Source organism: Nocardia pneumoniae NBRC 100136 (genome assembly GCF_000308755.1).
GTDB classification, from domain to species: domain Bacteria; phylum Actinomycetota; class Actinomycetes; order Mycobacteriales; family Mycobacteriaceae; genus Nocardia; species Nocardia pneumoniae.
Genome location: NZ_BAGF01000070.1, coordinates 64,669 through 90,289, shown reverse-complemented (window position 1 = coordinate 90,289; position 25,621 = coordinate 64,669). Strand labels below are relative to the sequence as shown.

Sequence of the window (25,621 nt, the reverse complement as noted above, 5' to 3'; positions counted from 1 at the left end):
AGGCATGACATGACGGAGCGACGTGCGCGTGGGACCAGTCCGGCCGGACGAGGGGACCGCCGCACGTCGCGTGCCGCCGGATCGCGCCCTGCCGATGCCGCCGCCAAGCGCGGCCGCCGACGGTCGGATGCCGCGGAGAAGAAGCCGGGGCCGCGCAAGCCCGAACCGAATTCCCGCGGCGACCAGCACGACCACACCATTCTCGGGCTGTCCACCGGCAAAGCGGTGATCCTCGCGATGGTGGTGTGCGCGCTCGCGCTCACCCTCGCGGTGCCGATGCGCACGTATTTCACCCAGCGCGCCGAGGCGGCGGAGCTGGCCCGCCAGCGCGAGGAGCTGGAGACGGATCTGGCCCGGTTGCGCGATCGTCGTGCGCAGCAACAGGATCCGGCTTACATCCGCACCGAGGCGCGGGATCGGCTGCGTCTGGTGATGCCGGGGGAGACACCCTATATCGTGCAGATCCCCGGCATCGAGGCGCCCGCACCGCCGCCCGCGCCCACCAGAGCCAGGGAACCGGACCCCTGGTACACCGAACTGTGGCGCAGCATCTCCGAGCCGCAGCCGACGTCAGCGCAAGCACCGGAAGGACCTAGGTGACCGCACCCACCGACCAGGATCTCGCGATCATCGCCGAGCAGCTGGGCCGCGAGCCGCGCGGCGTGCTCGCCATCGCCTACCGCACCCCGGACGGGATCCCGGCCGTTGTGAAGACCGCGCCGCGGCTGCCGGACGGCACCCCGTTCCCGACGCTCTACTACCTGACCGATCCGCGGCTGACGGCCGAGGCGAGCAGGCAGGAGTCCGCGGGCGTGATGCGCGAGATGACCGAGCGGCTCGGCGCCGACCCGGAACTGGCCGCCGCCTACCGCGCGGCCCATGAGAGCTACTTGGCCGAGCGCGACGAGATCGAGTCGCTGGGCACCGATTTCACCGGCGGCGGAATGCCCGAGCGGGTCAAGTGCCTGCACGTGCTGATCGCGCACGCGCTGGCCAAGGGGCCGGGGGTGAACCCGCTCGGCGACGAGGCGGTGGCGCTGGCCGCCGAGCACGGCCTGCGCGGCACCGCGATTCCGGCCGACTGGCCGAGGTATCAGCCGCCCGGCCCGGAAAAGACTGGAGGCAGCAATGAGTGACCGGGTAGCCGCCGTCGACTGCGGCACGAACTCCATCCGCCTGCTCATCGCCGACGTGCTCGGCGACGGGCACCTGGCCGACGTGCACCGGGAAATGCGGATCGTCCGGCTCGGCCAGGGTGTCGACGCGACCGGTTCGCTCGCTCCGGAGGCAATCGAACGCACCCGCGCCGCGTTGGCCGACTATGTGGCGCTGATGCGGGAGGCGGGGGTCAGTCGTGTGCGCATGGTGGCCACCTCAGCCACCAGGGACGCCGCCAACCGGGAAGATTTCTTCACCATGGCGCGTGCCGAACTCGGCACCGTGGTGGCGGGCGCCGAAGCCGAGGTGATCACCGGCGCCGAGGAGGCGCGTCTGTCGTTCGCCGGTGCGATCGGCGAATTGTCCAGTGCGGTAGGACCTTTCGTGGTCGTTGACCTCGGTGGAGGATCGACCGAGCTGGTGTTCGGGGACAACTCGGGGGTGCGGGCCGCGTTCTCCGCCGACATCGGTTGCGTCCGGATCACCGAGCGCTGCCTCGCGGGCAATCCGCCGACCGCCGAACAGATCGCAGCCGCCCGCGCCTTCGCCGCCGAACGCCTCGCGGAGGCGTTCACCCACGTCCCCGTGGAAGGGGCGCACACCTGGGTCGGCGTGGCCGGAACCATGACCACCATTGCCGCGATAGCGCTCGACCTGCCGGAATACGACTCGGAGAAGGTTCACCTCACCCGGCTGGGCCTGGACCAGGTACACGACGTCTGCGGCAGGCTGATCGCCATGGATCACGACCAGCGCGCCGCGCTCGGGCCGATGCACCCAGGCCGCGTCGACGTGATCGGCGGCGGAGCGGTCATCACCGAGGTGCTGGCGGAGGAGTTGTCCCGCCGCGCGGGCATCTCCGAGCTGGTCGTCAGCGAACACGACATCCTGGACGGCATCGCCCTGTCCATCGCCTGACGACGCGGTCAGGTGCGCGGCACGCCGACACCCGCTCGGGCGTGCGCTGCCGCGCGGCGCGCCTTGCCCACGGCGATATCGGTGAGCCTGGACAGCGATTCCTTGTTGCGCGGCACCAGAAGCAGTTCCTGGACGACCGTGGGTATCAGCCCGCCCAGCCCATGTTTCGAGTGCTCGTACATGCGGACCTCGGTTTCGCCGGTCGGCGTCGCGACGAGTTCCAGGCGAATCCACGCCGAGCCGAGCGGCCGGAGCTTGGCCTCCAGTTCGAGCATCCGCGGCGGGGCCGAGGCGACCACCACGGTGGTGTCGTCCACGGTGAGCGGCCACACCCCGGCGCTGTAGTGCAGCCGGGAGCCGACGGCGGGCCAGTCGTCGTCGACGTCGCGAATGTGCGTCGCGCCGACGACCCAGGCCGAGAACAGCCACCCGTCGGCCAGGATGCTGAAGATCTCCTCCGGTGACACCGGGACGGTGGTTTCCACGTGAACCATCAGCACAACGCTTTCTCGGGTTCGGTCGCGGTGATCGCGCTGGTTGGTCTCTCTTTTCGCGAGTGCCCGGTCGTGCCGCGAGCAAACACCGGGACAAGGTGTGAACAGAACAAACGAATATCTTCCCAGAGCCGACCGCCATGTGATCGTCGGTAGATGGTTGAAGCGGCAACATCGCATGAATCAGGAGCGACACGAACCCTGTTCGGCCACCCGATCGGGCTGGCCAACCTGTTCGGCGTCGAGCTCTGGGAGCGTTTCTCGTTCTACGGAATGGTCACCATCCTGGGGTACTACCTGTACTACTCGGCCACCGACGGCGGCCTCGGACTGGCCAAGGACACCGCCGTCGGCATCGTCGGCGCCTACGGTGGCCTGGTCTATCTGTCCACCGTGCTCGGCGGGTGGATCGCCGACCGGCTGCTCGGCATGGAGCGCACCCTGTTCTACGGCGGCCTCGTGGTCATGGCCGGGCACATCGCGCTGGCCGTGCTGCCGGGACTGTCCGGCGTGGGAGTCGGCCTGATGCTGGTCGCGCTGGGCAGCGGTGGGCTGAAGGCCAACGCCTCCTCCCTGCTGGGCACCCTCTATCCCAAGGGTGACGCGCGCGCGGCGGGCGGCTTCACGCTGTTCTATCTGGGCATCAATCTCGGGGCGTTCAGCGGCCCGCTGCTCACCGGTCTGCTGCAGACGCACGCCGGTTTCCACTACGGCTTCGGAGCGGCGGCGATCGGCATGGCATTCGGTCTCGCCCAGTACGTGGTCTTCCGCCGCAATCTCGGCACGCACGGCCGCGAGGTACCGAACCCACTCCCGCGTACCGCCGTCCGGCCGCTGGTCGCCGCGCTGGCCGCGGGCGTGCTACTCGTCGTGGTGGTGTGGGTGACCGGCCTGGTCACCCTGGACAACCTGCCCGCGGTGACGACCGGCGTCATCGTCGCCGCCTCGGTCGCGTACTTCGCCGTGCTGCTCACCAGCCCCAAGGTGACCCCGTTCGAGCGCAGCCGGGTGCGCGCGTTCCTTCCATTGTTCATCGCCAACGCCGTGTTCTTCTCGCTGTTCAAGCAGATCTTCACGGTGCTTGCGGTCTACTCCGACGAACGGATGAACTGGCGCGTCTTCGGCTGGACCGCGCCGTCCAGCTGGATCGGCTCGGTCCAGCCGGTCTGGGTCATCCTGCTCTCGCCGGCGTTCGCGTTGCTGTGGACCAAGCTGGGGCAGCGCGCCCCGAGCACGCCGCGGAAGTTCGCGCTCGGCGTGATCGGCATGGGCGTCGCGTTCTGGTTGTTCGTGCCCATGTCCGGCACCACCGGGCGCGCCGTGCCCGCACTGCTCGTGCTGGCGATCATGTCCGTGTTCGCGATCTCCGAACTGCTGTTGTCGCCGGTGGGACTTGCGGTCACCACCCAGCTCGCGCCGGAAGCTTTCCGGGCGCAGATGATGGCGCTGTACTTTTTCTCCATTGGCATCGGAACCTCGATGTCGGGTACCTTGGCTCGGTTCTATGACCCCGGCCACGAATTCGCCTACTTCGGTATCACCGGGACGGTCGTGGTGTGCGCGGGACTGATCGTCGCCGCTGTCGCACCGCGGATCAGCAAATTCATGGCGGGCGTGCATTGACGCGCCGCCGGGGTACAGAACAGATGCACATCAGCGCTGATGAAGGAGAGCCAGTGACGAACCCCAGGCCACAAGCCGAGACGGGTGGCGTCTCGTCCCGATGGGGCGGCATGTTCCGCACCAAGTCCATCGAGCAGTCGATCCGCGACACCGACGAGCCCGACTCGAAACTCCGCAAGGAACTCACCGCCTGGGACCTCACCATCTTCGGTGTGGCCGTGGTGGTCGGCGCGGGCATCTTCACGCTCACCGCCCGCACCGCGGGCAATGTCGCGGGTCCGTCCGTCTCGCTCGCCTTCGTCTTCGCCGCGATCGCCTGCGGTTTGACCGCGCTGTGCTACGCCGAGTTCGCCTCGACCGTTCCCGTGGCGGGCAGCGCGTACACCTACTCCTACGCCACCTTCGGCGAGCTCGTCGCCTGGATCATCGGCTGGGACCTGATCCTGGAGTTCGCCCTCGCCGTGGCGGTGGTGGCCAAAGGCTGGTCGCAGTACCTCGGTGAGGTGCTCGGCACCACCTCGCCGATCGCGCACTTCGGCTCGGTGAGTTTCGACTGGGGCGCTGTGCTGCTGATCACGGTGCTGGGGGTGCTGCTCGCGACGGGCACCAAGGTGTCCTCGCGGGTGTCGGCGGTGGCGGTGGCCATCAAGCTGGGCGTGATCGCGCTCGTGCTCATCGTCGGCATCACCTACTTCAAGTCGTCGAACCTCTCGCCGTACATCCCGCCGTCCCAGCCCGGCGAACGAGGCGAGGGTCTGCGGCAGTCGCTGTTCTCCTATCTGACCGGCGCCGGGCACAGCAACTTCGGCTGGTACGGCCTGCTCGCGGCGGCCAGCCTGGTGTTCTTCGCGTTCATCGGCTTCGACGTCGTCGCCACGACGGCCGAGGAGACCAAGAATCCGCAGCGCGCGGTGCCGCGCGGCATCCTCGGGTCGCTGCTCATCGTCACCGTCCTGTACGTGGCGGTGTCGCTGGTGCTCACCGGCATGGTGTCCTACACCGAGCTCGCCGGTACCGACGCCACCTTGGCGACGGCCTTCGCGATCCATGGCGCGACCTGGGCGAAGAACATCATCTCGATCGGCGCGCTCGCCGGGCTCACCACGGTGGTCATGGTGATGTACCTGGGGCAGACCCGGGTGCTGTTCGCGATGGCGCGAGACGGCCTGGTGCCGCGCAAGCTCGCGCACACCGGCAAGCACGGCACGCCGGTGCGGGTCACCGTGCTCGTCGGCGTGGCGTGCGCGCTGCTGGCCGGGTTCGTCGACTTCGGCACCCTGGAGGAGATGGTCAACATCGGGACGCTGTTCGCGTTCGTGCTGGTCTCGGTGGGTGTGCTCATCCTGCGCCGCACCCGCCCCGATCTGCCGCGCGGCTTCCGCGTCCCGCTCGTTCCGGTGATTCCGGTCCTCGCGGTGCTGTCCTGCCTGTGGCTGATGCTCAACCTGTCGGTGGAGACCTGGTTGCGGTTCGTGGTGTGGATGCTGATCGGCTTCGTCATCTACTTCAGCTACTCCCGGCGCAACTCCCTGCTCGGCAAGACCGCGGTGGCGTAGCGCCGCGTTCGGCTCATCGGGTATCGGCGGATAGCCTGGCGCGGTGTCGCAGCGAGAGTTGGTTGTTCTCGGGACCGCTAGTCAGGTGCCGACGAAACAGCGAAACCACAACGGGTATCTCCTGCGGTGGGATGACGAGGCGATCCTCTTCGACCCGGGCGAGGGGACACAGCGGCAGATGACCTATGCCGGTGTCTCGGTCACGGGGTTGACGCGGATCGCCATCACCCATTTCCACGGCGACCACAGTCTCGGGCTGGCCGGGGTGGTGCAGCGGATCAATCTCGATCGGGTGCCGCATCCGGTCGACGTGTGGTTTCCGGCGTCGGGCGCCGCGTACTACGACCGGCTGGTCAACGCGACGTCCTACTATCACCGCGCCGAGCTGCGGCCGCGCCTCATCGTCGGCCCCGGCGCCGTGGACCTGCCCGATGCGCCGTTCACGGTGACCGCTGCCCGGTTGTCGCATCCGGTCGACACCTTCGGCTACCGGCTCAGCGAGCCGCCCGGTCGGCGCATTCTGCCCGACCGGCTGCACGCCCTCGGGCTGCGCGGCCCGGTCATCTCCGAACTGCAACGGCGCGGCAGCGTCGAGCTGTCCGGTCGCACCATCACTCTGGACGAGATCAGCGAGCCGCGGCCCGGCCAGAGCTTCGCTTTCGTCATGGACACCCGGTTGTGCTCAGGCGTCCAGGAACTCGCCGCCGACGTCGACATGCTCGTCATCGAGGCCACCTTCCTGGACGCCGACGAACATCTGGCCACGGAATACGGCCACCTCACCGCGGGCCAGGCCGCCCGAGCCGCGGCCGACGCCGGTGTGCGCACCCTGGTTCTCACCCATTTCTCCCAGCGCTACCGCAACCTGGACGAGCACTTGGCCGAAGCGGCGAAGTACTTCACCGGCGAGATCCACATCGCCACCGACCTCGCCCGAATCCCGCTGCCGCCCCGTCGCTGACACGCCGAGGGCCGACACGCCGACGGCCGAAATTCTCCGCGCCCAGTCCGCCGCGGACGCTAACACCAGCCCGCCGCCGCCGATCTAGTTCTCTGGGACGCCTGCCACCCCCGGCCCGGAACACCCGCCACCACCACCGGTCGCACCACCGCACCACCCCCCGTCCGGCCACGGCAGACGCACCGGACCCGGCGAATTGCCGGAATTCCGGTACAGCCGTACGACTCGGTACGCTGTCCCGGACGCCCCTATAGCCCAATTGGCAGAGGCAGCGGACTTAAAATCCGCCCAGTGTCGGTTCGAGTCCGACTGGGGGCACTCCTCGCCTGACCTCCCGCGAGTGGCACATCGCGGAGAGGTCTTCTCGCGTTTCGCCGCCACTCGGTGCCCTGCTGCTGATCGATCGGAATCGCCAACGCCTGCGCCACCACATTCGGGTCGAGCTGCGCCAATCCGGTTATGCCCTCGGATGCCACGGCCACCTGCATGCCGGAGGATTCGAGGAGCAGATTCCGAACCGTGATCGCGCGATGTCCGGCATCACCGAACTCGGGCGGCAGATAGGCGCCGATCGGGTCGTCGAGCCGCAGGCGCTGCTCGTCCACCGCGATCCCGGCAACCATCGCCACCACGCTCTTGGTGCTGCTCCACAGATTCCAGGGCACACCGCGCGCTCGCGCATTGTTCGGTCCGGTCGCGATCAGGCAGTTGTTCCGGAACACCTGGAGCGTCGTGCGCGTCGGATCCGCCGCGAACGCCACCGCCTGCCGCAGCGCCGCCGAATCGATTCCGACCTCCTCCGGCGTCGCCGTCTCGAATACCCGTCCGGTGCTGACCGAACAGTGCTTCAGCGCGTCCGGCTCCGCTTGCGCGACCACCGGCGCACCGAACCCCAGCATCAGTGCGCCCGACGTAATGGCGGCCACCACAACACTTCTCAATCCACGGACCACGCCGGCCTCCGCTCTCGATGAACTCAACCGGCTCATCGCCCCCAACCCATCCCCGGTTACCGCCCTGAACGCCCCTAATTACTGGGGCGGACCTGCGCAAACCTCGACTCGGTCCCCATTATTTCGGTACGCCGGTACAATTCGACACACTGAGCAATCGTGTCCAATGCGAGATACTGCTGCAGTTGAAGGACTTCCGACGGTCGGAGTGATCCGGTTCCGACTGGAGATGCCCCGGGGCACTGCGGTGCGGCTCCTCAGTCCCTGGTGCGGGCCAGGTTCGCCGACGCCAACGTTCGATCCCAGGCATTCAGCGTCGCCAGCGAACTCATACCTGGCTGGCTTCGGCAACCATGACGCCTGGTGACTCTGCCGATGTGTATTTCCGGCGCGATATGTGTCGTTCGGTTTCGCGCTGTGACGGCTCCGCTCAGCGGGAAAGGCCGTGGGCTCGGGCGATGATCCGTTCCATGACCGTGCGGGGGAGTAGGCGGCGGATGGTGAACAGGGCGGGAGCGTTGCTGCCCACCGCGTAGAGGGGGCGGGGGCGGTCGGCTTCGATCGCTTTGACGATGGTGGTGGCGACCTTTTCGGGCGTAATGCCTTTCGCTTGTTTTTCGTCGAGTTTCGCCATGAAAGTGGTGAAGTCGGCGGTGTGGGCGGAGCCTTCGGTGAGGTATTTCGTGCGGCGTTCGCGCAGGCCCGTGTCGATCTGGCCGGGTTCGATGGCGGTGATCCAGACGCCGAAGGGGGATTCCTCGAAGCGGGCGGCGACCGCGAAGCCGCGCAGCGCCGCTTTGGTGGCGACGTAGGAGGAGCGGTAGGGCATCGGGAAACTCGCGAGCATCGAGCCGACCATCACCACGCGGCCGTACTTGCGCTCTCGCATGCCGGGCAGGAGTGCCTTGGTGAGGGCGACCGGGCCGAGCACGTTCAGCTGGAACAGTCGCTCGACCGCGTCACCGGGTAGCTCGGCGAGTGGTCCGGCCTGGCTTTCGCCCGCGTTGTTGACCAGGACGTCGACCTGGCCGAGCCCCGCGGCGAATGCTTCGATTGATGACTTGTCGGTCAGGTCCAGCGCCCGGTACTCGACGCCGGGCACCGCAGCGTCCGCGCCGATGGTGCCGGGATTGCGGCTGGTTCCGATCACCTGATAGCCCCGCGCGGCAAGCGCGGCGGCGGTGGCCTTTCCGATTCCGGACGAAGCACCGGTAACCACGGCGACACGGGACATGAGGACAGCTCCTTTCGACACCAACGAGCTGACGATATCGTCAATTTCCCCAGGTGCGCTACCGCGGGCGGAATGACGTGCCCAGCAAGGGCCGCTACGGAAACACTGAAAGCCACGGTATTCGTGCCATTCGCGAGCGTGATCCGCTGTGCCGCTACACCACTCGGCGCTGCAAAATCGCCGGTAACCTGGCAGCCATGATTACGCTCAAAAAAGAAGACGGCGCCGCGGATCTGGCGGGTATCACCAAGCTCAGTGTGGGGGTGAGCTGGGATCCGTCGAGCGGCACCAGCGGCGGGGCGCTCGGCTGGGCGCGTCGCAAGCGCGGGGTGGATCTGGATCTGATCGCGATTCTCATGCAGGGCAGCGAGCCGGTGCGTTTCGCCGGACTGGACTCGCTGGACCCGTTGGGCAACGGCTCGGTGGTGCACACCGGCGATGAGCAGACCGGCGCCGCTTCCGGTGACGACGAGACGGTGCACGTCACCTTCGCGGATGTGCCGGGCGCGATCGACGCCATCATCTTCGTCGCCGCGGCCTTCAAGAAGGGCAGTTCGTTCGAGAAGGCGAACAATATCTCGTTCAAGGTCTACGACTCCACCGGTGGCAGCAGCCAGCAGGTCGCCGACATCTGGCCGTCGCTGCTCGGCAACGACAACGCCAACGCGGTCGCCCGGGCGTTCCGTTCCGGCGATGTGTGGCAGCTGGAGGTGCTGAACCGCAAGGGCAAGATCAAGCAGGGCGACAAGCAGGCGCTGCTCCGCTTCGCCATGCAGTAGCCCCGCCGGTGCGGGTGGGAAACACGAGTACAACGCGGGGTGGCGGATCGGCGATGCGGTATTGAATTCTCCATGGCGGATTCCAGGGACCGGACACCCGGTTCGAGCGGTGCGGGATCCGCTGCCCATCAGTGCTCCGGGGGCCTCTGAGCTGGGCGGAAGCACATCGGCGGGTGCGTGAGATACGAACTGGCGCAGGGTAAATCATTCACCGGCGGGAAGTTCGGACGGATGTCGGCGCCGCGCGGATGCGGCTAGGGTTGGCCGGCGCGGTGCGGCCCGAGACGCCGCCGCGCTAGCGTCGGGACGCCGAGGAGATTGTGGTGGTTATCCATACCGTCCGGGAGGAACAGGCGATCCGTCAGATGACGGAGCGGCTGGTCGAAAACTACACCGAGACATACTCCGCGGAGCATATCGAGAGCACCGTCGGTGCGGCGAGACGCAAGTTCGAAGGTCGCCCGGTGCGGCAGTTCATTCCGATCTTGGTCGAGCGGCTGGTGCGACGCGAGTTGGAGAGGGCCGCCGAGGCGGAAGCCGAAGCCGCGGCCGTGGCGGCGGAGAAGGCGGTGGAGCCGTCCGAACCGAAGACGACGTTCACGCTGCCCGACCTCCGCCAATTGTGGTCGGCGAACAAGCGTTTCGCGCCGCTCGCCGTCGCGGCGGCTCTCGTCGTGGTCGTGCTCGCGGTTGTCCTCGCGGTGCGTCAGCCGGTCTCGCAGCCGCCTGCCGCCGCACCCGCCCCTGCCGCCGCGCCCACCGTGGTGCGTGGCGTCGTCGGTTCCGAGAAGATGGCGTTCTTCCAGGACCCGAAGGTGATCGACGCGCTGGCTCGCCACGGTATCCGCGTCGAGGTCGAGGCGGCCGGATCGCGCCAGATCGCCACGTCCATCGACCTCGCGAAGTTCGATTTCGCGTTCCCGTCCAGCGAGCAGGCCGCGGAGCGTATTCAGCGGCAGCGCAACGTGACCGCCAAGTACACGCCGTTCTCCGCACCGATGGCCGTCGCGACGTTCAAGCCGATCGCGGATCTGCTGGCCGCGGCGGGTGTGGTGCGCCAGGGGCCGGTGCCGACCCTCGACCTGCGTCGCTACCTTGATCTCACCCGCAACGGCACACGCTGGGACGAGCTGCCCGGCAACACCGCCTATCCGGTGCGCAAGAACATCCTGATCTCGACCACCGACCCCCGCAGCTCGAACTCCGCGGCGATGTACGTGGCCGCGGCGAGCTATGTCGCCAACGGCAACACGATCGTGCAGGGCCCGGCCGCCGAGCAGGCCGTCCTGCCCGCGCTCGCGCGGCTTTTCGTCGGCCAGGGCTACACCGAGAACACCACCGAGGGGCCGTTCAACAATTATCTCGCCACCGGCATGGGCCCCACGCCGATGGCGTGGATCTACGAGGCGCAGTACGTCGAGGCCACCGTGCGCGGACAGGTCAAGCCCGACATGACGCTGCTGTATCCGTCCCCGACGGTGCTGTCCCGGCACACGCTGGTGCCGTTCGGGGCGACCGGCGACCGGCTGGGTCGCCTGCTGTCCACCGATTCCGAACTGCAACGGCTGGCCGCCGAGCACGGCTTCCGCACCAACGACGCCGCCCAGTTCGCGAAAGTCGCGGCCGAACGCAACGTTCCGGTGCCCGCGGACCTAATCGACGTGGTCGCCACACCGACCTACGACACCTTGGAGCACCTGCTCGACGGAGTCACCAAGTCCTACAACTGAGTTCCACGTCCACGTCCACGTCCGCGTTTCGGCGAGGACGGGCCGGGCATCCTCCTGGTAACAGGTATCGGATCGACGTAGGCGTGAGGAAGCAGCAATGACAGCGGATGACGAGCCGTGGGAGATTCCCCCGCTCGATGACGCTCCGGACATCGCGCGCGACCCTGCACCGCAACCGGGGGCGGCGTTGGCCGACACCAAGAATTGGCCGGGATACGGGCTGCTGCTGGTCGCGGCGTTGATCGCGATCGTCGCCGCGCTGCTGGCCGGATGGGGCGTCGACCGTGCCGCGACCACGACCGCGTTGATCGCCGTAGTCTTCCTGCTGGTCGGCGCGACCCTGGTAGTGCTCGAACGACTGCGCGGACGCGCACGGGCGCAACAGAACGCTGAACACACCACGGTTCCACCGGGAAGCTGACGACCTGATCAGGAACGTGTAGTAGTCCACTGGCGGCGGTGCACGCCGATGCCAACGCTTACTTCTGTGCCCGTCGGCCGCCGCGGGCGGGATCGGTGAAGCAGCGCCGCGCGTAGCAACTGTTGTAGCTGCTCGGCGTCCGGAACGGCGTGCGCCCTAACCGGCCGCGTGCGCCGCGATGCCGTCCAGCACGCAAGCGAGCCCGAAGTCGAAGCGCTGATCCGCGTCCTGGTCTACGGCGTCGCGAACGCGGCGGGCAAACTCCGGGTACTGCCCGCTCGCGATGACCTCCCGGATGTAGGGCGCGACCGCTTCTCGCCATTTGTCCTCGGTGAGACCGGTTCGCCGCTGGGCTCTCTCGTCGGCCAGCTGCTGGCCGACCGCGCCGAAGACGTACGCCTGCACCGTCTCGACGACCGCCGCGGCGAGGGTGATGTCGGCGGTGAGAGCTCCGGCCGCAGTCAGTGCGAGGTCTTGCCGACGTAGCGAGTTCGCGCCAAGGGCAGGGCGTCCGGTGAGTTCGGCGCCGAGCCACGGATGCCGGACCAGGGTGGCGCGCAGGTGCCGGGCGACCGCGCCGAGGTCGGCGCGCCAGTCCCCGGTGAGCGCGGGCGGGTCGGTTTCGCCGAGGACCGCGTCGATCATCAGGTCGAGCAGGTCGTCGCGGCTGGCGATGTAGCGGTAGAGCGATGCGGTGCCGGACGCGAGTTCGGTGGCGACGCGCCGCATCGACACCGCGTCCAGACCCTCGCCGTCGGCGAGGTCGATGGCGGTGCGCACGATCCGCTCGACGCTGGGCGCCTGACGGCGCGGGGTGCGCGGCTGCCTGCTCCACACCAGCGTGGGCTGTTTGGGTGAACTCGTCATCACGTCCTCCTTTGCGCACATCCTAGCATTATGGTTACGGCGTACCCATTGTGATAACACTGTATCCATAAGGAGTGGTCATGTCCGCGTCCAAAATTCCCGTGCTGATCGTCGGCGCCGGGTCGGTCGGGCTTTTCGCAGCCGTCTTCCTCGCGCATCACGGTGTGGCGGCCCACATCGTGGAGCGTGCGCCTGGGCCATCGATCCATCCGCGAGCGACCGGGATCAGCTCGCGCACCATGGAATTCCTGCGCGAGGTCGGGCTTGCCGACGAGGTGAACGCGGCGGCCGTCGACATGTCGGCGGGCAGCCAGGGGCGAGTTACGGGCGCGACACTGGCCTCGATCGACTTCTCCTCCATCGCGGCGGCGCCCACCCTGCCAGGGCCGGTATCCGACCGGATCGGCCCCGCACCCATCCGCGGCGTCTGCGCGCAGGACCGGCTGGACGCGGTGCTCGCACCCGCGGCGGCGAAACGCGGTGTGGTCATTCGCTATTCGACCGCGCTGGCCGGGCTGGAACAGGACGCCGACGGCGTCACCGCCCGGCTCGACGACGGCACCACCGTGCGCGCCGATTACGTGATCGCCGCGGACGGCGTGCGCAGCGGCGTGCGCGCCGCGCTCGGCATCGGCACCTCGGGACCGGGAGCGCTCGGTAACCCGAAGATGAGCATCCTCTTCCGCGCGGATCTGCTGCCTTACACCAAAGGCAAGCACTTCGCCACAGGGGAGATCACCGGATCGGACGCGCCCGGTCTGCTGGTCACCGTGGACGGTGCGCAGGAGTGGATCTTCCACACCGAATACCACCTGGAGGCTGGGCAGTCGGCCGACGACTTCACCGACGAGCGTTGTCGCGCGCTGATCCGCACGGCGGTCGGCGATCCGGCGCTCGAGCCGGTGATTCTGAGTCGATTGTCCTGGCGCTCACGAGGGCTGCTGGCCGACAAGTTCCGGGACGGACGGGTCTTCCTTGTCGGTGACGCGGCGCACGCCGTGCCGCCGCAAGGCGCCTTCGGCCTGAATACCGGCGCCGCGGACGCGCACAACCTGGCTTGGAAGCTGGCCGCGGTGCTCGGCGGGCAGGCGGGAACCGGTCTGCTGGACACCTACGAGACCGAGCGGCGCGCGGTCGCCTCGTTCACCCTCGACCAAGCGCTGCTGCGGGTGGCTCATCCACGCCTGCATTGGGATACGAGCCCCGAGGCGGGCGCTGCCCGTGCCGCGGTGGGCATGGTCAACGGGCCCGTCGTGGCCATGGGGTATCGGTACGACTCCACCGCGGTGATCGATGCGCGAACCGAACTGCCGGATACCGAGCACCTCGACTCGGTCCTCGACGCGGCTGCGGGCTCTCGGCTTCCGCACCTGTGGATCGGCGAGGGGGAGTCGACATTGGATCTGGTCCGCTCCCGGTTCTGCGTACTGGCAGGTCCAGGCGGCGCGCGGTGGGTCGGTGCGGCGCGTGCGGTGGGCGATCGGCTGGGCATCGCGGTGGGCGCCGAGGTTATCGAGGTGCCGGAGTGGCCCCGGCGGACGGGGATCGCGTCCGACGGCGCACTGCTCGTGCGGCCGGACCACATCGTCGCGTGGCGCGCCGACGCACAGGGCGGCGATCCGGCCGACGCGCTGTTCAGCGTGTTGCGCAGGCTACTGCACCGCGCCTAGCGCGTTCTGGGTGCGGATCCGCGCGGGCCGTAGACGTGTAAGCCGCCGCACGGGCCGGGTCCGCCAACCGCTACCGGGTGCCATGGCCCTGGCATGCGGTCAGCGCCGCGTTCTTGGTGGCGTTGAAGCGGTCGATCGCGGCGTTCAGTGTGTCGGTGTCCGCGCGGCGGCCCAGCGTGTCGGCCAGGGCGGTGGTGTCGTCGCGGTACGCGCGCAGCGGGTCGGCGACGGCGGATGGCACCTCTCTGGTGACCTTCTGACCCACCGAGCGCGCGTTGTCGCGCAGTGTCGCGACGGCGTGGTCGGCCTTGCCGTTCGTGTCGGGGTCATTGCGGCCTTTGGTGTTGCTGGCGTCGATGTAGTCGTTGAACGCCCGCGCCGAACTGCCGTTCGCGGTGAGGAAGGCGTCGCAGGCGGCGTCGGTCGCGCGTGTGACGGCCGCGGCCCGCGACGAGGTGACTTCCGAGGCGTACGCGGCCAAGTCGGTCTCGTCGACCTCCGCGGTGCCCGAGACCTGCTGGGTGCAGGCGCCGATGAGCAGCACGCCCGCCGCCGTTGCCATCGTGGCCGCCACCAGGCCCGTGCGTTCCAGTCGTCGCATGGTCGGTCCCACTTCCCCTCGGCACGCCCGGCCGGGACAGGAATCAACAGTGCCGGACAGTCCGACGGTACTTGCCGCGTCCGAGCGTCGCGGGACCGCGCCGATATCGATGGTCAACCGATATCGGCGCGGCGCGCTGGGTCAGCTCTGGCCGAGCATGGTGCGCATCTGATCGATCTCCGCCTGCTGGGCCTTGATGATCGCGCGGGCGAGCGCTTGCGCGTCCGGGTTCTTGCCGTCGGCGAGTTCGGTCTCGGCCATGGCGATGGCGCCGGTGTGGTGCTCGATCATCATGGTCAGCCACTGGCGGTCGAACTCCGGGCCGGAGGCCGCTTGCAGAGCCGCCATCTGTTCGGCGGACATCATCCCGGGCATCGGCGTGCCGGACATGGGCATTCCGGGCATCGGCGTGCCGGACATGGGCATTCCGGGCATGCCCGTGGGCGTGCTGGTCATGCCGTGGCCCTGGTGACCTTCGCCCGTGCTCGGGGCGGGCTGACCGAAGCTCTGCAGCAGAGTGGTGATCTGCTGCATCTCCGGCGCCTGCGCCTGCTCGATCGATGCGGCCAGTGCGCGAACTTGCGGATTGTCGGTGTGACTGGGCACCAACCTGGCCATTTCGACGGCCTGCGCGTGATGCGGGTACATCATCCGCAGAAACGTCACGTCGGCGTCGTTGTGCTGGGCCTGCGCCGGTGCGCTCGCGGTCGCCGTCGCGCTCGCCGAGGTTCCGTGCTCGGTGGTGGGCCCGGTATCGGCGTCGCCGCATCCGGTGAGGCTCAGCGCGGCGACCGCGGCAAGCGCGACGGTCATGCGGGGTCGGGTGATGAACATGGGTGTGCTCCTTGCGAAATGGGAAGTCTGATGGCGGAGTGGACAACGCCGCTCCCGTGGTTCGTACACACGGGCGCGGTGGAGCTGTCAGATCCGCAGAATCGCCAGTTCGGCCAAGGTGAGCACGGTCCACGGCGGCGGCCGTTCCCGTCGCGGATGCCAATGCCGAGGCAGCGCCACACCGCGGCCGGGGCGATCGGCCGCCAAGCGGTAGAGCAGCACCAAACCGACCAGTGCCGCGAGAACGACCAGGATGAACACGCAGCCGTGGATCCCGCTGTGCATGCGATCGCACCCGTCCCCGGCGCAATCCGGGCCTGGTATTCCGGTCGCCGCGAGCGCCGCCGTCATCGCCCGCATCGGAGGAGTCCACGGGCCTGAGCTGTCGGCAACCGTGGTGACAACGCTGGTCCCACTCGCCGATCGGGAGAATCCACCACTGCCGGGTCGTTGCGCGTCGTCCGTGCTGCGCCGGTCGTACCCGCCGGTGCCGTCGTGGCCTGGTCGGATCCAGACGAGCTCGGCGCGATTCCGCTCGTCGCCCGGCTCGGTTCGCTGCTGCGGTCGAGTATCGGCTCCGCCGGGCAGAGCGCCGGTATGGCTTCGTTGTGCCCAAACGTGTTCAGTGCCGATCACGCCGTGGCTCGGCGGGATGCGGGGGTCCCGATGAGACTTGTCGTGGCCGGTGGCAGTGCCGTCATGGCTTTGCCGCGTCCAGGCGAGTTGAGGGCGAATCTGCTGGTCGTCCGGCTCGATTCGGTGCGGTGGTCGAATCTTGTCGTGGCTGGACTGGACGCGCGGGGCATCGGCGGTAATGGCGGGACCGAATCTCGCGACCGTAGCCCGCGCGAGCGCATCGGGCGGGGGGCTGGCGTACTCGGGGTGCACCGTGTTCGTGTGGTGCACCCCGGCGGCGTGGCCGACGACCGCGAAGACGGCCGAATGCATGGCGACGATCCCGGCGAGCAACGCCAGCACGCCGAGCAGCCGGGCCAACCCGGTCGCGCGGAGGATGCGACATCGGACCACGAGTGCCGAGTCTAGTGGCCGCCGATCCGTTGCGCTCGCGATACCCCTTCGGTGTACCCGTATTTGTCTACGGGCTGGCGATGTCCACGACCAGCCGGGTCGGATTGGACAGGGTCGTGACGGTGAAGGCGGGCCGGTCGGCCTGCACGCCGATGAACGACTGGGTGGTGCCTTCGAACACCGTGGTCCGGTACACGCCCGCGACGCCGGGCACCGCCGGGTCGACGGCGGGGTCAGGGCCCGCGTACGGCGTCACCCCACTGTCGAAGGGGTAGGCCGAGCCCAGAATGCGCACCTCGAGAATCGACCGGCCCGCCACGTCGACGCGATTGCCGCTGCCGTCCTGTACGGCGCGGTCGGTGTATCGCACGAGCCAGCCGGGCGTGCCGACCCCGCCGAGGTCGTAGACGACGCGGTCGAAGCCGGGCTGGCGGCCGAGGCGGATACCGGTGACCGTCAGCGCCGCGTCCGCGGAAGCGGCGCCCCGCTTGGGTGCGGCGTCCTGCGGCACGGCGTCCTGCGGCACCGCGGGGGCGGGCGCGGCCTGCGTGCCGGTAGCGCCCGGTGTGGCGGTGATCGAGGCGACCGGTAGCTCCTGCGCCGACTCGCCATCGCCGCACCCCGAGAGCAGTACCGTCGCTACCGCGACCGTCAACACCATCCAGTTGCGCATGAGGCCGATGCTACTCAGCGGCGCGCTCCGGATGGCGTAATCGCGGCTCGTTGCGGATGATTCGCCGTCGCGCGGAAGTGAAACGAACGCCGCCGCGGGTGAATGGCGGCGCGGCAGGACAGCGGTGTCGCGCGGGAAATTGCCGGTCAATTGCTATTTCTCGTTCGCGGGTGGAACGCTTGGTCTGCTCGCGTGGCGTGCGCCAACCGCCGCCGTCAAGCGGGGTAACGGCTCGGTCGGTTCCGCCGGACCGCGCATGCCCGCTGCGCGTGGGTTGCGTAGTTCGGTTGGCGAGCAGCGGCTTTCGCTGATCCGGTCTCGGACTGGATCAGCCGAAGCGCCGGTTCGGGCGACGGCGAGAAGTGACGGACGGAGTCGGCAGGCGGATCTGGGACACAGCCGACCTCGCGAACGAGTCGACGGTGGATGAGGGCCTCGACCCGCATTGCCAACCGTGCCGTCGACACCGTGCGATCCGTTGACCACGCAGCCCGTGAGCTGCTCGGCCACCCTCGCCGCGGAGTCGTCGACACGCCGCGGTCGGACGCGCTTCTCCACTGCGCGTCGAATCTCCGTACGTCAGTGCGTCATCCAGCCTGCTGGCGTTTTCGCGAAACACGGGACGATCGATTGGATGGGGTGGGCGCGACCATGCGGCAACGATCTAGCACACTTGAGGTGTGGGATATGTCGAGGACGTACTGAGCCGATTGCGGCGGTATCCGGACGTGGAGGCGCTGAACCTCTATGCCGTTGATGCCGCCGACCGGCTGATCCTCGACGTCGCCGCGGACGCCTTGGCGACCGTCGATAGCGGAAAGGTAGCCGTTATCGGCGACAGTTACGGCGCGCTGACCCTCGGCGCCATCGCCGGGCACGATCTGCGCGACGTCCGGGTGCACCAGGATCTGCTCACCGGCGAACTCGCGCTCGCCAATAACGCTCGCGCGCTCGGTCTGTCGGATCGCTACACCGCGCACCCACTCGGCGCCGGATTGCTGGATGGTGCTCGAGTGGTGCTGCTTCGCCTGCCCCGAGTGCTGGCCGGGCTGGCCGAAACAGCCGACGCCATCGCCCGTTACGCGGACCCGGACGTCGAGGTGTTCGCGGGCGGCCGGGACAAGTATCTGACGAAGTCGATGAACGACGTTCTGGCCCAGTCGTTCCGCGAGGTGCGCGCCAGCCGGGGCAGGCAGAAGTCACGCACCCTCCTGGTCGCCGGGGCGAAGCCGGTGGGTGACCCGCCCTTCCCGGTGCACGAACGGCTCGACGAATTGGGTCTCGAGGTGGTCGCGCACGGCGCCGCCTTCTCCGGCGCCCGCCTCGATATCGGAACCAGATTCCTGCTGGAACATCTGAAGTTGATGAAGCCGGATGCCCGTGACGCGATCGACCTCGGCTGCGGCACCGGCATACTGGCCGTCGCGCTGGCCACCGCGCGGCCCGGAATCAAAGTGGTCGCCACCGATCAATCGGCCGCCGCGGTCGCGTCGGCGCGAGCCACCGCCGATGTGAACGGCGTCGCGGACCGCGTACATGTCGCGCGCGACGACGCGATGTCCTCGGCCGCGGACAACAGCGCCGATCTCGTACTGTGCAATCCGCCGTTCCACGTCGGGGCGGCGGTGCACACCGGATCGGCGATCAAGATGTTCGCCGAGACCGGACGCGTGCTTCGCCCGGGCGGCGAGCTGTGGACCGTGTACAACTCGCACCTCAACTACCGCGCCGTGGTCGAACGCATGGTGGGCCGGACCGAGGTGATCGGGCGCAACCGGAAATTCACGGTGACTCGGTCCGTGCGTGGTCTGCACGACCCGCGGCAGCGGTAGAGTCCGAATTGTCTGGCTCAGCGAGTTTCCCCCCGGGAACTCGCGGCCGATCACAAACGTTGGACAAGGCAGTTGGATATCGAGGCAACCACCTCGATGATCAGCGGCAACGACTCCAGAAAGGGACGTGCTTTGCGTACCACGAGCAATCCGGTTTTCAGGAACCTGCCCAGGCAGGAGGGCGGTGGCTACGCCAGCTTCGGTTCCGGCGCGACCGCCGCGGGACAGTTCGGCAACCAGTACGGCCAGTACCCCCAGTACCAGCAGCCCTATCCGCCGCAGGCCCCGCCCACCACCAGGGCGATGACGATCGACGACGTGGTGACCAAGACGGGCATCACCCTCGCGGTGCTCGCCCTGTCCGCGATCGTCTCCTACGGCCTCACCAACGCGAACACGTCGCTCGCGCCGCTGTTCGTGATCGTCGGCGGCCTGGTCGGCCTGGTGCTGGTGCTGATCGCGACGTTCGCGAACAAGATGGACAACCCGGTGCTCGTGCTGTCCTACGCGGTGGCCGAAGGCCTGTTCCTCGGTGCGCTGTCGTTCATGTTCACCAATGTCGAGTTCGGCGGGGTCGGCGGTAGCGCGCTGATCGGTCAGGCGGTGCTCGGCACGTTCGGCGTCTTCGCGGGCATGCTCGTGGTCTACAAGACCGGCGCCATCCGGGTGACGCCGCGGTTCACCAGGATCATCGTCGGCGCCATGATCGGCGTCCTGGTGCTCATGCTGGGCAACCTGATCGCCAGCTTCTTCATCTCCGGCGGCCTCGGTCTGCGCGACGGCGGCCCGCTGGCGATCGTCTTCAGCCTGGTGGTCATCGCGATCGCCGCGTTCAGCTTCCTGCTCGACTTCGACGCCGCCGATCAGCTGATCCGCGCGCAGGCGCCGGAGCGGGCGGCCTGGGGCGTCGCCCTCGGCCTCACCGTCACCCTGGTCTGGCTCTACGTCGAGATCCTGCGACTGCTGAGCTACTTCCAGAACGACTAGCCGCACAGCGAAAAGGGCGGTCGCCGGATCATCCGGCGACCGCCCTTTCGTGTCTCAGCTCAGGCGTTCGATGACCATCGCCATGCCCTGGCCGCCGCCGACGCACATGGTCTCCAGACCGAACTGCTTGTCGTAGGTCTGCAGGTTGTTGATCAGCGTGGTGGTGATCCGGGCGCCGGTCATGCCGAACGGGTGGCCCAGCGCGATCGCGCCGCCGGAGACGTTCAGCTTGTCCTCGTCGATCTTCAGCTCCCGAGCCGAGCCGAGCACCTGGACCGCGAACGCCTCGTTGATCTCGACCAGGTCGATGTCATCGATGGTCTTGCCCGCCAGCGCCAGCGCACGCTTGCACGCCTCGATCGGGCCGAGGCCCATGATCTCCGGCGACAGTCCGGACACGCCCGTGGACACGATGCGCGCCAGCGGGGTCAGCCCCAGCTCCTTGGCCTTGGTGTCGCTCATGATGACCAGCGCGGCCGCGCCGTCGTTCAACGGGCAGCAGTTGCCCGCGGTGACGGTGCCGTCCGGACGGAACACCGGCTTCAGCCCCGCGACCGCCTCGTAGGTGACGCCGGCGCGCGGGCCGTCGTCCGTGCTGACCACCGTGCCGTCCGGCAGCGTCACCGGGGTGATCTCCCGCTCGAAGAAGCCGTTCTTGATCGCCTCTTCGGCCCGGTTCTGCGAGCGCACCCCCCAGCGGTCCTGCTCCTCGCGGGTGATGCCGGTGAACGTGGCGACGTTCTCGGCGGTCTGGCCCATCGCGATGTAGGCGTCGGGGAGCAGGCCGTCCTCACGCGGGTCGTGCCAGATGCCCGCGCCGCCCTCGGCGGTCTTGGCGGTGCGCTCCTGCGCCGCGGCGAACAGGGGGTTCTGGGTGTTCGGCCAGCTGTCCGCGGAACCGTTCACGTAGCGGGAGACGGTCTCCACGCCCGCGGAGATGAACACGTCGCCCTCGCCCGCCTTGATCGCGTGGAACGCCATCCGGGTGGACTGCAGCGACGACGCGCAGTAGCGGTGCACGGTGGTGCCGGGCAGAAAGTCGTAGCCGAGCTGCACGGCGACGATGCGGGCGATGTTGAAGCCCTGCTCGCCTCCGGGCGAACCGCAGCCGAGGATCAGGTCGTCGATCTGGGCCGGGTCCAGGGCGGGCACCTTGTCGAGCGCTGCCCGCACAATCTGCGTGGTCAGATCGTCGGGCCGCAGGTCGACCAGCGAACCCTTGCGGGCACGGCCGATCGGGGAGCGTGCGGTCGAAACGATGACGGCCTCAGGCATGAGGACTCCTTTGTGGGACGGTCGTGGTGAACCTTTTTGTACTTACTCTGCGGTTCGTATCGAATTTACGTCCCGTCGCGGAGTACCGGAAGCGGGTGTCCCGTCCAGTGCGTCGATCAGCGCCGGAAGCAGCTGCGCGGCGGCGAGTTCGTAACCCGTGGCCGAGGGGTGGAACCCGTCGGCGGCAAAGAGGAGTTCGGGCGCGGCGCGGAATTCCGGGGCGAGCAGATAACCCATCGGCACCGGATGCCCGCCCGCGACGATCGTCGCCACGTGCTGCGCTCTGGCCAAGCGGACGCTCCAGTTGTGCACCACGGTCCGCAGCGGTTGCGGGATGGCGGTCACCGTGCCCAGGTTCGGGCAGGTACCGACCACCACCACCGCGTCGGCGCGGCGCAGCCGGGCCACCGCGGCGGCCAGCCTGCGCGCGGAGGCGCGGATGGAGTGCTTCTTGGTGACGTCGTTGGCGCCGATGAGGATGACCGCGGCGTCCGGCGGCGGACCGGCGACGAACATCGCGTCCACCTGACCGGCCAGGCCCTTGGAGGTGGCGCCGGAGATCGCCTTGGTGCTCAGGCGGATCCGTTGCCCGGTCGCCTCGGCGAGTCCGCGCGCCAGGCGTACGCCCGGCACCTCGTCGGGCACCAGGCAGCCGACGCCCGCCGCGGTGGAGTCGCCGAAGATCATCAGGTGCAGGTCGGCGTGCTTGCCGGTACGCCACGGCTCGGGTTCCGCGCAGCCAGCGGTGTAGATGCCGTCCGCCTCCGGCGGTTTCGAGGTGTCCCGGCCGATCACGCCGCGCGCAGCGCCCGCTTGGGCCATGAGCAGGCGATAGGTCACCCACCATGCGGTGCCCGCGCCCGAACCGGCGAGCATGGCCGCGGCACCGGTCATCGCCGCCGTCCGCCAGCGGAATCGAGGTGCGCTCACGCCAGGAATTTTACGAAATCACCGCCGGTCCGCTCAGGTCCCGAACGACCCCGCGCAGAGGTGAGTTCGACCGCGGGGTGCTCCTTGGTCCGTTCAGGTCGGCGCAGCGCGAACTACCGGGGCAGGTTCCACCGCCGCCCGATGATCCGGCTCAGCCCGGCATCAGGAGTTGCCGTGCGTCCTCGTCACTCGGGCCTGTTGACCGGTTGGTTCGGATCGCCGGGCACCACGAAGGAGCCGCGCGCGGGGACGCTCGCCGCGTCGGTGGAGATGGTGACCTCGATCAAACCCGGCCCGGTGTCCTGGAACAGCGCGTACTGGATGCTGCCGTAGATACCGGTGACCACCGTGTTGTCGTAGCGGCCGGTGGCGCCGGTGGTGACGTTGCGCCAGGCGACGGTCGTGCGGACCTCGCACAGCGGCGCGAACGGGTGCTGCCCCGGCCCGATGCCCGATACGGGCAGCGCGCGGATGTTGAGAATCGCGCGGCCCGGCCATTCCGGGCTGGTGTCGGCCCAGGTGCGGATGGTGGTCCAGCACAGACCGCCATGCGCCAGCGTGGGCACGTCGGGGAACTCGATGGTCGCCGCGTCCGCGTGCGCGCCGGATCCGATCACTAGAGCCATCGCCGATCCGGCCAGAATCGCTGCGGCACGGGCGATGTTCGGCTGCCTCATGGCAGCGATCCTAAGGGTGCGAGGGCCGGTTCGCCGGTAGCCGCGACCCGTTGCGTCCGGCGTGCGCGAACTCACAGGTAGTGCGTCTGCAACGATGGGGTCCATGCGCATCGCGGATCATGTCGTGGATCTCATCGGCAACACGCCGCTGGTCCGGTTGAACTCGGTCGTCGGACCGAACGCGGGTCTGGTGGCGGCCAAGATCGAATACCTCAACCCCGGCGGCAGCGCCAAGGACCGGATCGCGGTGAAGATGATCGACGCCGCCGAGAAGTCCGGAAAGCTGCGCCCCGGCGGCACCATCGTCGAGCCCACCTCCGGCAACACCGGTGTCGGCTTGGCGCTGGTGGCGCAGCAGCGCGGCTACAAGTGCGTGTTCGTCTGCCCGGACAAGGTCAGCGAGGACAAGCGCAACGTGCTGCGCGCCTACGGCGCCGAGGTCGTCGTGTGCCCGACCGCCGTGCCGCCGGACCACCCGAACAGCTACTACAGCGTCTCCGACCGCCTGGTCCGCGAGATCGACGGCGCCTGGAAGCCCGACCAGTACTCCAACCCGGGCGGCCCGGACAGCCACTACGAGACCACCGGCCCGGAGATCTGGCGGGACACCGACGGCAAGGTGACCCACTTCGTGGCGGGCGTCGGCACCGGCGGCACCATCACCGGCACCGGCCGCTACCTCAAGGAGGTCTCCGGCGGGAAGGTGCGGATCATCGGCGCCGATCCGGAGGGCTCGGTGTACTCGGGCGGCACCGGGCGGCCGTACCTGGTCGAGGGCGTCGGCGAGGACTTCTGGCCGTCCGCCTACGACCCGGCGGTGCCGGACGAGATCATCGCGGTGTCCGACGCGGACTCCTTCGAGATGACCCGCAGACTGGCCCGCGAGGAGGGCCTGCTGGTCGGAGGCTCGTGCGGCATGGCGGTGGTCGCGGCTGTCGAGGTGGCGCGGCGTGATCCGGACGCGCTGGTCGTGGTGCTGCTGCCCGACGGAGGGCGCGGCTATCTGTCGAAGATCTTCAACGACGAGTGGATGAGCTCCTACGGCTTCCTCCGCGAACGGCTGGACGGCACGGCCGAACCGCTGGTCGGTGACGTGCTGCGGGGCAAGTCCGGCGAGCTGCCCGACCTGGTGCACACCCATCCGTCGGAGACGCTGCGCGACGCCATCGAGATCCTGCGCGAGTACGGCGTGTCGCAGATGCCCGTGGTCGGCGCCGAGCCGCCCGTGATGGCGGGCGAGGTGGCGGGCAGCGTGTCCGAGCGCGACCTGCTGTCGGCCGTCTTCGAAGGCCGGGCGCACCTGACCGATTCGGTGGCCCAGCACATGAGCCCCTCGTTCCCGCTGATCGGCTCGGGCGAGCCCATTTCCGCGGCGACCAAGGCGCTCTCGGACACCGACGCCCTCATGGTCGTCGAGGACGGCAAACCCGTCGGTGTCATCACCCGCCACGACCTGCTCGGCTTCCTCAGCACCGGCCACATCGGCAAGTAACCGAGGGACCGGGCCGCCCGGATCGACCGAGCACGCCCCGCGCCGCACCGACTGTGGCGCGGGGCTCGCACGATTCGACGGCCGACCCGGTGGCGAGCCCTCGAGAAGGCCTATGCCGGTCTTCTGCCGCGCACCGTTTCCCGCACCCCGCCGGTGATCAGGTCGGTCCACTCGTCGGCCAGCAGAGCCAGCCGGTACCAGGCGGCGTGCACCCGGGCGTCGGAGACCTTTTCGGCGGTGTGCAGCAGGTGGCTGGCGTGAACGTGCGCCGCCGCCATGCGATCGACTGTGGCGCCGAGGGATTCCGCGCGCAGGTGGTCGGTCGAGCGCTTGCGGGGAAGCTGGTCGACCACCCACGCATCGATGGCGGCCACCAATTCGCTACGGCGGCAGTCGATTCCGGCGGCGGCCAGGGGATCGGTGTGCCGCTGCCGGTGCAGCGTGGCCAGTGTCGCGGCCCAGGCGAGCAGGGGATGGTCGTCGTCCGCGTCGCTCGCATGCCCGCCGAAGGCGGCGACGAGTTCGCGTTGATCCGGCAATGGCCGGACGACGCCGCGCGGGTGCCTCGGCAGGTGGCTACGCACGAACATGGCTGGCTCCCAGTGCATTCGGAACCGACCACCGTGCGCTACGGTCGATTGTCAACGTGTGCATCGTGCACCTCCGATGGAGTGGCGGTGGAGGCATCGCCCAAATGCCGGGGTCCCCTTCAGCTTGAGCGCCGTCCTTGGCGTGCCGATGACACCCACATGGCACCAAAATGACAAGACGTAACAATCCCCTACCCATGGTGACCCCCACACCGTGAGCGCTTCCCCTTTGTGAGCTCAGCTTCGCACAGCAAAGCACTTCTTCGCACGCCCGCGAGGTGTGCTCGGCTCTTGCGAATGAGGTGGGCAGGGTGTGCGCAGGACGGGGCCGGATGCC

General features: G+C 68.7%; 24 protein-coding genes, 1 tRNA gene and 1 pseudogene. 14 read left to right on the top strand and 12 right to left on the bottom strand.

Annotation, left to right across the window (positions count from 1 at the left end; genetic code table 11):
• Positions 1-9 precede the first annotated feature (9 nt).
• The 3 genes from ON34_RS22445 to ON34_RS22435 are packed head-to-tail and all read left to right on the top strand — an operon-like array spanning position 10 to position 2,076.
• Positions 10-600 carry an FtsB family cell division protein gene (locus ON34_RS22445; protein ID WP_040782575.1) on the top strand — a complete coding sequence of 197 codons (591 nt, stop codon included), beginning with the start codon at positions 10-12 and terminating at the stop codon, positions 598-600.
• The gene (locus tag ON34_RS22440) at positions 597-1,136 is read left to right on the top strand and encodes a DUF501 domain-containing protein (RefSeq protein WP_040782572.1); all 540 of its coding nucleotides are present in this window, start codon (positions 597-599) and stop codon (positions 1,134-1,136) included. The genes ON34_RS22445 and ON34_RS22440 overlap by 4 nt, the downstream gene beginning before the upstream one ends.
• Positions 1,129-2,076: a Ppx/GppA phosphatase family protein gene (locus tag ON34_RS22435; protein WP_040782569.1), complete on the top strand. Its 948-nt coding sequence runs from the start codon at positions 1,129-1,131 to the stop codon at positions 2,074-2,076. The genes ON34_RS22440 and ON34_RS22435 overlap by 8 nt, the downstream gene beginning before the upstream one ends.
• Positions 2,077-2,084: 8 nt before the next feature.
• Here ON34_RS22435 and ON34_RS22430 read toward each other — a convergent pair whose 3' ends face one another.
• Positions 2,085-2,570 (bottom strand): SRPBCC family protein, encoded by a 486-nt coding sequence (locus ON34_RS22430; protein ID WP_040782840.1) that lies wholly within the window; start codon positions 2,568-2,570, stop codon positions 2,085-2,087.
• 156 nt (positions 2,571-2,726) lie between these two features.
• Between ON34_RS22430 and ON34_RS22425 the strand changes: the two genes are divergently transcribed.
• From ON34_RS22425 to ON34_RS22410, 4 genes are all read left to right on the top strand, one after another.
• The gene (locus ON34_RS22425) at positions 2,727-4,193 is read left to right on the top strand and encodes a peptide MFS transporter (protein WP_040782567.1); all 1,467 of its coding nucleotides are present in this window, start codon (positions 2,727-2,729) and stop codon (positions 4,191-4,193) included.
• A gap of 110 nt (positions 4,194-4,303) precedes the next feature.
• Complete coding sequence (locus ON34_RS22420) at positions 4,304-5,749, top strand: amino acid permease (protein WP_040782564.1); 1,446 nt, start codon at positions 4,304-4,306, stop codon at positions 5,747-5,749.
• Positions 5,750-5,792: 43 nt separating this feature from the next.
• Positions 5,793-6,710, top strand: a complete 918-nt coding sequence (locus ON34_RS22415; protein WP_040782563.1) for a ribonuclease Z — start codon at positions 5,793-5,795, stop codon at positions 6,708-6,710.
• 244 nt (positions 6,711-6,954) lie between these two features.
• Positions 6,955-7,028 (top strand) — tRNA-Leu (locus tag ON34_RS22410).
• A gap of 71 nt (positions 7,029-7,099) precedes the next feature.
• On the opposite strand, the pseudogene ON34_RS38145 reads toward ON34_RS22410, so the two are convergent.
• Positions 7,100-7,609 (bottom strand): annotated as a pseudogene (locus tag ON34_RS38145) (serine hydrolase); the annotation flags it as partial.
• Between the two features lie 484 nt (positions 7,610-8,093).
• Positions 8,094-8,897: an SDR family oxidoreductase gene (locus ON34_RS22405; protein ID WP_040782561.1), complete on the bottom strand. Its 804-nt coding sequence runs from the start codon at positions 8,895-8,897 to the stop codon at positions 8,094-8,096.
• Between the two features lie 53 nt (positions 8,898-8,950).
• On the opposite strand from ON34_RS22405, the gene ON34_RS22400 reads away from it, so the two are divergent.
• The 3 genes from ON34_RS22400 (at position 8,951) to ON34_RS33745 (ending at position 11,827) form a co-directional block, all read left to right on the top strand.
• Positions 8,951-9,676, top strand: a complete 726-nt coding sequence (locus ON34_RS22400) for a TerD family protein (RefSeq protein ID WP_245548137.1) — start codon at positions 8,951-8,953, stop codon at positions 9,674-9,676.
• Positions 9,677-9,999: 323 nt separating this feature from the next.
• On the top strand, positions 10,000-11,406 hold the full coding sequence (locus ON34_RS22395; protein WP_245548136.1) for a three-helix bundle dimerization domain-containing protein: 1,407 nt from the start codon (positions 10,000-10,002) through the stop codon (positions 11,404-11,406).
• Between the two features lie 97 nt (positions 11,407-11,503).
• Positions 11,504-11,827: a hypothetical protein gene (locus ON34_RS33745; RefSeq protein WP_051022982.1), complete on the top strand. Its 324-nt coding sequence runs from the start codon at positions 11,504-11,506 to the stop codon at positions 11,825-11,827.
• Positions 11,828-11,983: 156 nt separating this feature from the next.
• On the opposite strand, the gene ON34_RS22385 is transcribed toward ON34_RS33745, so the two are convergent.
• Entirely contained in the window at positions 11,984-12,694 is a 711-nt protein-coding gene (locus ON34_RS22385; RefSeq protein WP_040782559.1) for a TetR/AcrR family transcriptional regulator, read from the bottom strand.
• Positions 12,695-12,774: 80 nt separating this feature from the next.
• Here ON34_RS22385 and ON34_RS22380 point away from each other — a divergent pair, with 80 nt between their 5' ends.
• Positions 12,775-14,364, top strand: a complete 1,590-nt coding sequence (locus tag ON34_RS22380; protein ID WP_040782833.1) for an FAD-dependent monooxygenase — start codon at positions 12,775-12,777, stop codon at positions 14,362-14,364.
• A gap of 70 nt (positions 14,365-14,434) precedes the next feature.
• Here the strand turns inward: ON34_RS22380 and ON34_RS22375 are convergent, their stop codons facing one another.
• The 4 genes from ON34_RS22375 to ON34_RS22360 form a co-directional block, all read right to left on the bottom strand.
• Positions 14,435-14,965: an Rv2240c family protein gene (locus ON34_RS22375; protein WP_040782555.1), complete on the bottom strand. Its 531-nt coding sequence runs from the start codon at positions 14,963-14,965 to the stop codon at positions 14,435-14,437.
• A gap of 141 nt (positions 14,966-15,106) precedes the next feature.
• Positions 15,107-15,799 (bottom strand): DUF305 domain-containing protein, encoded by a 693-nt coding sequence (locus tag ON34_RS22370; protein WP_040782553.1) that lies wholly within the window; start codon positions 15,797-15,799, stop codon positions 15,107-15,109.
• Between the two features lie 87 nt (positions 15,800-15,886).
• On the bottom strand, positions 15,887-16,828 hold the full coding sequence (locus ON34_RS33740; protein ID WP_157172376.1) for a hypothetical protein: 942 nt from the start codon (positions 16,826-16,828) through the stop codon (positions 15,887-15,889).
• A gap of 67 nt (positions 16,829-16,895) precedes the next feature.
• Positions 16,896-17,501 (bottom strand): AMIN-like domain-containing (lipo)protein, encoded by a 606-nt coding sequence (locus tag ON34_RS22360; RefSeq protein WP_051023001.1) that lies wholly within the window; start codon positions 17,499-17,501, stop codon positions 16,896-16,898.
• A gap of 680 nt (positions 17,502-18,181) precedes the next feature.
• On the opposite strand from ON34_RS22360, the gene ON34_RS22355 reads away from it, so the two are divergent.
• Entirely contained in the window at positions 18,182-19,333 is a 1,152-nt protein-coding gene (locus ON34_RS22355) for a class I SAM-dependent methyltransferase (RefSeq protein WP_040782550.1), read from the top strand.
• A gap of 132 nt (positions 19,334-19,465) precedes the next feature.
• Positions 19,466-20,320: a Bax inhibitor-1/YccA family protein gene (locus ON34_RS22350; RefSeq protein ID WP_040782829.1), complete on the top strand. Its 855-nt coding sequence runs from the start codon at positions 19,466-19,468 to the stop codon at positions 20,318-20,320.
• Between the two features lie 54 nt (positions 20,321-20,374).
• Here the strand turns inward: ON34_RS22350 and ON34_RS22345 are convergent, their stop codons facing one another.
• The 3 genes from ON34_RS22345 to ON34_RS22335 form a co-directional block, all read right to left on the bottom strand.
• Entirely contained in the window at positions 20,375-21,595 is a 1,221-nt protein-coding gene (locus tag ON34_RS22345) for an acetyl-CoA C-acetyltransferase (protein WP_040782547.1), read from the bottom strand.
• A 42-nt stretch (positions 21,596-21,637) separates the two neighbouring features.
• The gene (locus tag ON34_RS22340) at positions 21,638-22,489 is read right to left on the bottom strand and encodes an SGNH/GDSL hydrolase family protein (protein WP_083889628.1); all 852 of its coding nucleotides are present in this window, start codon (positions 22,487-22,489) and stop codon (positions 21,638-21,640) included.
• Positions 22,490-22,710: 221 nt separating this feature from the next.
• Positions 22,711-23,202 (bottom strand): hypothetical protein, encoded by a 492-nt coding sequence (locus tag ON34_RS22335; protein WP_040782544.1) that lies wholly within the window; start codon positions 23,200-23,202, stop codon positions 22,711-22,713.
• Positions 23,203-23,305: 103 nt separating this feature from the next.
• On the opposite strand from ON34_RS22335, the gene ON34_RS22330 reads away from it, so the two are divergent.
• Entirely contained in the window at positions 23,306-24,694 is a 1,389-nt protein-coding gene (locus ON34_RS22330; RefSeq protein WP_040782541.1) for a cystathionine beta-synthase, read from the top strand.
• 110 nt (positions 24,695-24,804) lie between these two features.
• Here the strand turns inward: ON34_RS22330 and ON34_RS22325 are convergent, their stop codons facing one another.
• Entirely contained in the window at positions 24,805-25,284 is a 480-nt protein-coding gene (locus ON34_RS22325) for a DUF4254 domain-containing protein (RefSeq protein WP_051022979.1), read from the bottom strand.
• Positions 25,285-25,621 lie beyond the last annotated feature (337 nt).

Bases quoted from the DNA above. Each gene is read 5' to 3' on its own strand.
- ON34_RS22445 (WP_040782575.1), top strand. From the start codon at position 10: ATGACGGAGCGACGTGCGCGTGGGACCAGTCCGGCCGGACGAGGGGAC.
- ON34_RS22435 (WP_040782569.1), top strand. From the start codon at position 1,129: ATGAGTGACCGGGTAGCCGCCGTCGACTGCGGCACGAACTCCATCCGC.
- ON34_RS22430 (WP_040782840.1), bottom strand. From the start codon at position 2,570: ATGGTTCACGTGGAAACCACCGTCCCGGTGTCACCGGAGGAGATCTTC.
- ON34_RS22425 (WP_040782567.1), top strand. From the start codon at position 2,727: ATGGTTGAAGCGGCAACATCGCATGAATCAGGAGCGACACGAACCCTG.
- ON34_RS22420 (WP_040782564.1), top strand. From the start codon at position 4,304: ATGTTCCGCACCAAGTCCATCGAGCAGTCGATCCGCGACACCGACGAG.
- ON34_RS22405 (WP_040782561.1), bottom strand. From the start codon at position 8,897: ATGTCCCGTGTCGCCGTGGTTACCGGTGCTTCGTCCGGAATCGGAAAG.
- ON34_RS33745 (WP_051022982.1), top strand. From the start codon at position 11,504: ATGACAGCGGATGACGAGCCGTGGGAGATTCCCCCGCTCGATGACGCT.
- ON34_RS22385 (WP_040782559.1), bottom strand. From the start codon at position 12,694: ATGACGAGTTCACCCAAACAGCCCACGCTGGTGTGGAGCAGGCAGCCG.
- ON34_RS22380 (WP_040782833.1), top strand. From the start codon at position 12,775: ATGTCCGCGTCCAAAATTCCCGTGCTGATCGTCGGCGCCGGGTCGGTC.
- ON34_RS22375 (WP_040782555.1), bottom strand. From the start codon at position 14,965: ATGCGACGACTGGAACGCACGGGCCTGGTGGCGGCCACGATGGCAACG.
- ON34_RS22370 (WP_040782553.1), bottom strand. From the start codon at position 15,799: ATGTTCATCACCCGACCCCGCATGACCGTCGCGCTTGCCGCGGTCGCC.
- ON34_RS22360 (WP_051023001.1), bottom strand. From the start codon at position 17,501: ATGCGCAACTGGATGGTGTTGACGGTCGCGGTAGCGACGGTACTGCTC.
- ON34_RS22345 (WP_040782547.1), bottom strand. From the start codon at position 21,595: ATGCCTGAGGCCGTCATCGTTTCGACCGCACGCTCCCCGATCGGCCGT.
- ON34_RS22340 (WP_083889628.1), bottom strand. From the start codon at position 22,489: ATGACCGGTGCCGCGGCCATGCTCGCCGGTTCGGGCGCGGGCACCGCA.
- ON34_RS22335 (WP_040782544.1), bottom strand. From the start codon at position 23,202: ATGAGGCAGCCGAACATCGCCCGTGCCGCAGCGATTCTGGCCGGATCG.
- ON34_RS22330 (WP_040782541.1), top strand. From the start codon at position 23,306: ATGCGCATCGCGGATCATGTCGTGGATCTCATCGGCAACACGCCGCTG.
- ON34_RS22325 (WP_051022979.1), bottom strand. From the start codon at position 25,284: ATGTTCGTGCGTAGCCACCTGCCGAGGCACCCGCGCGGCGTCGTCCGG.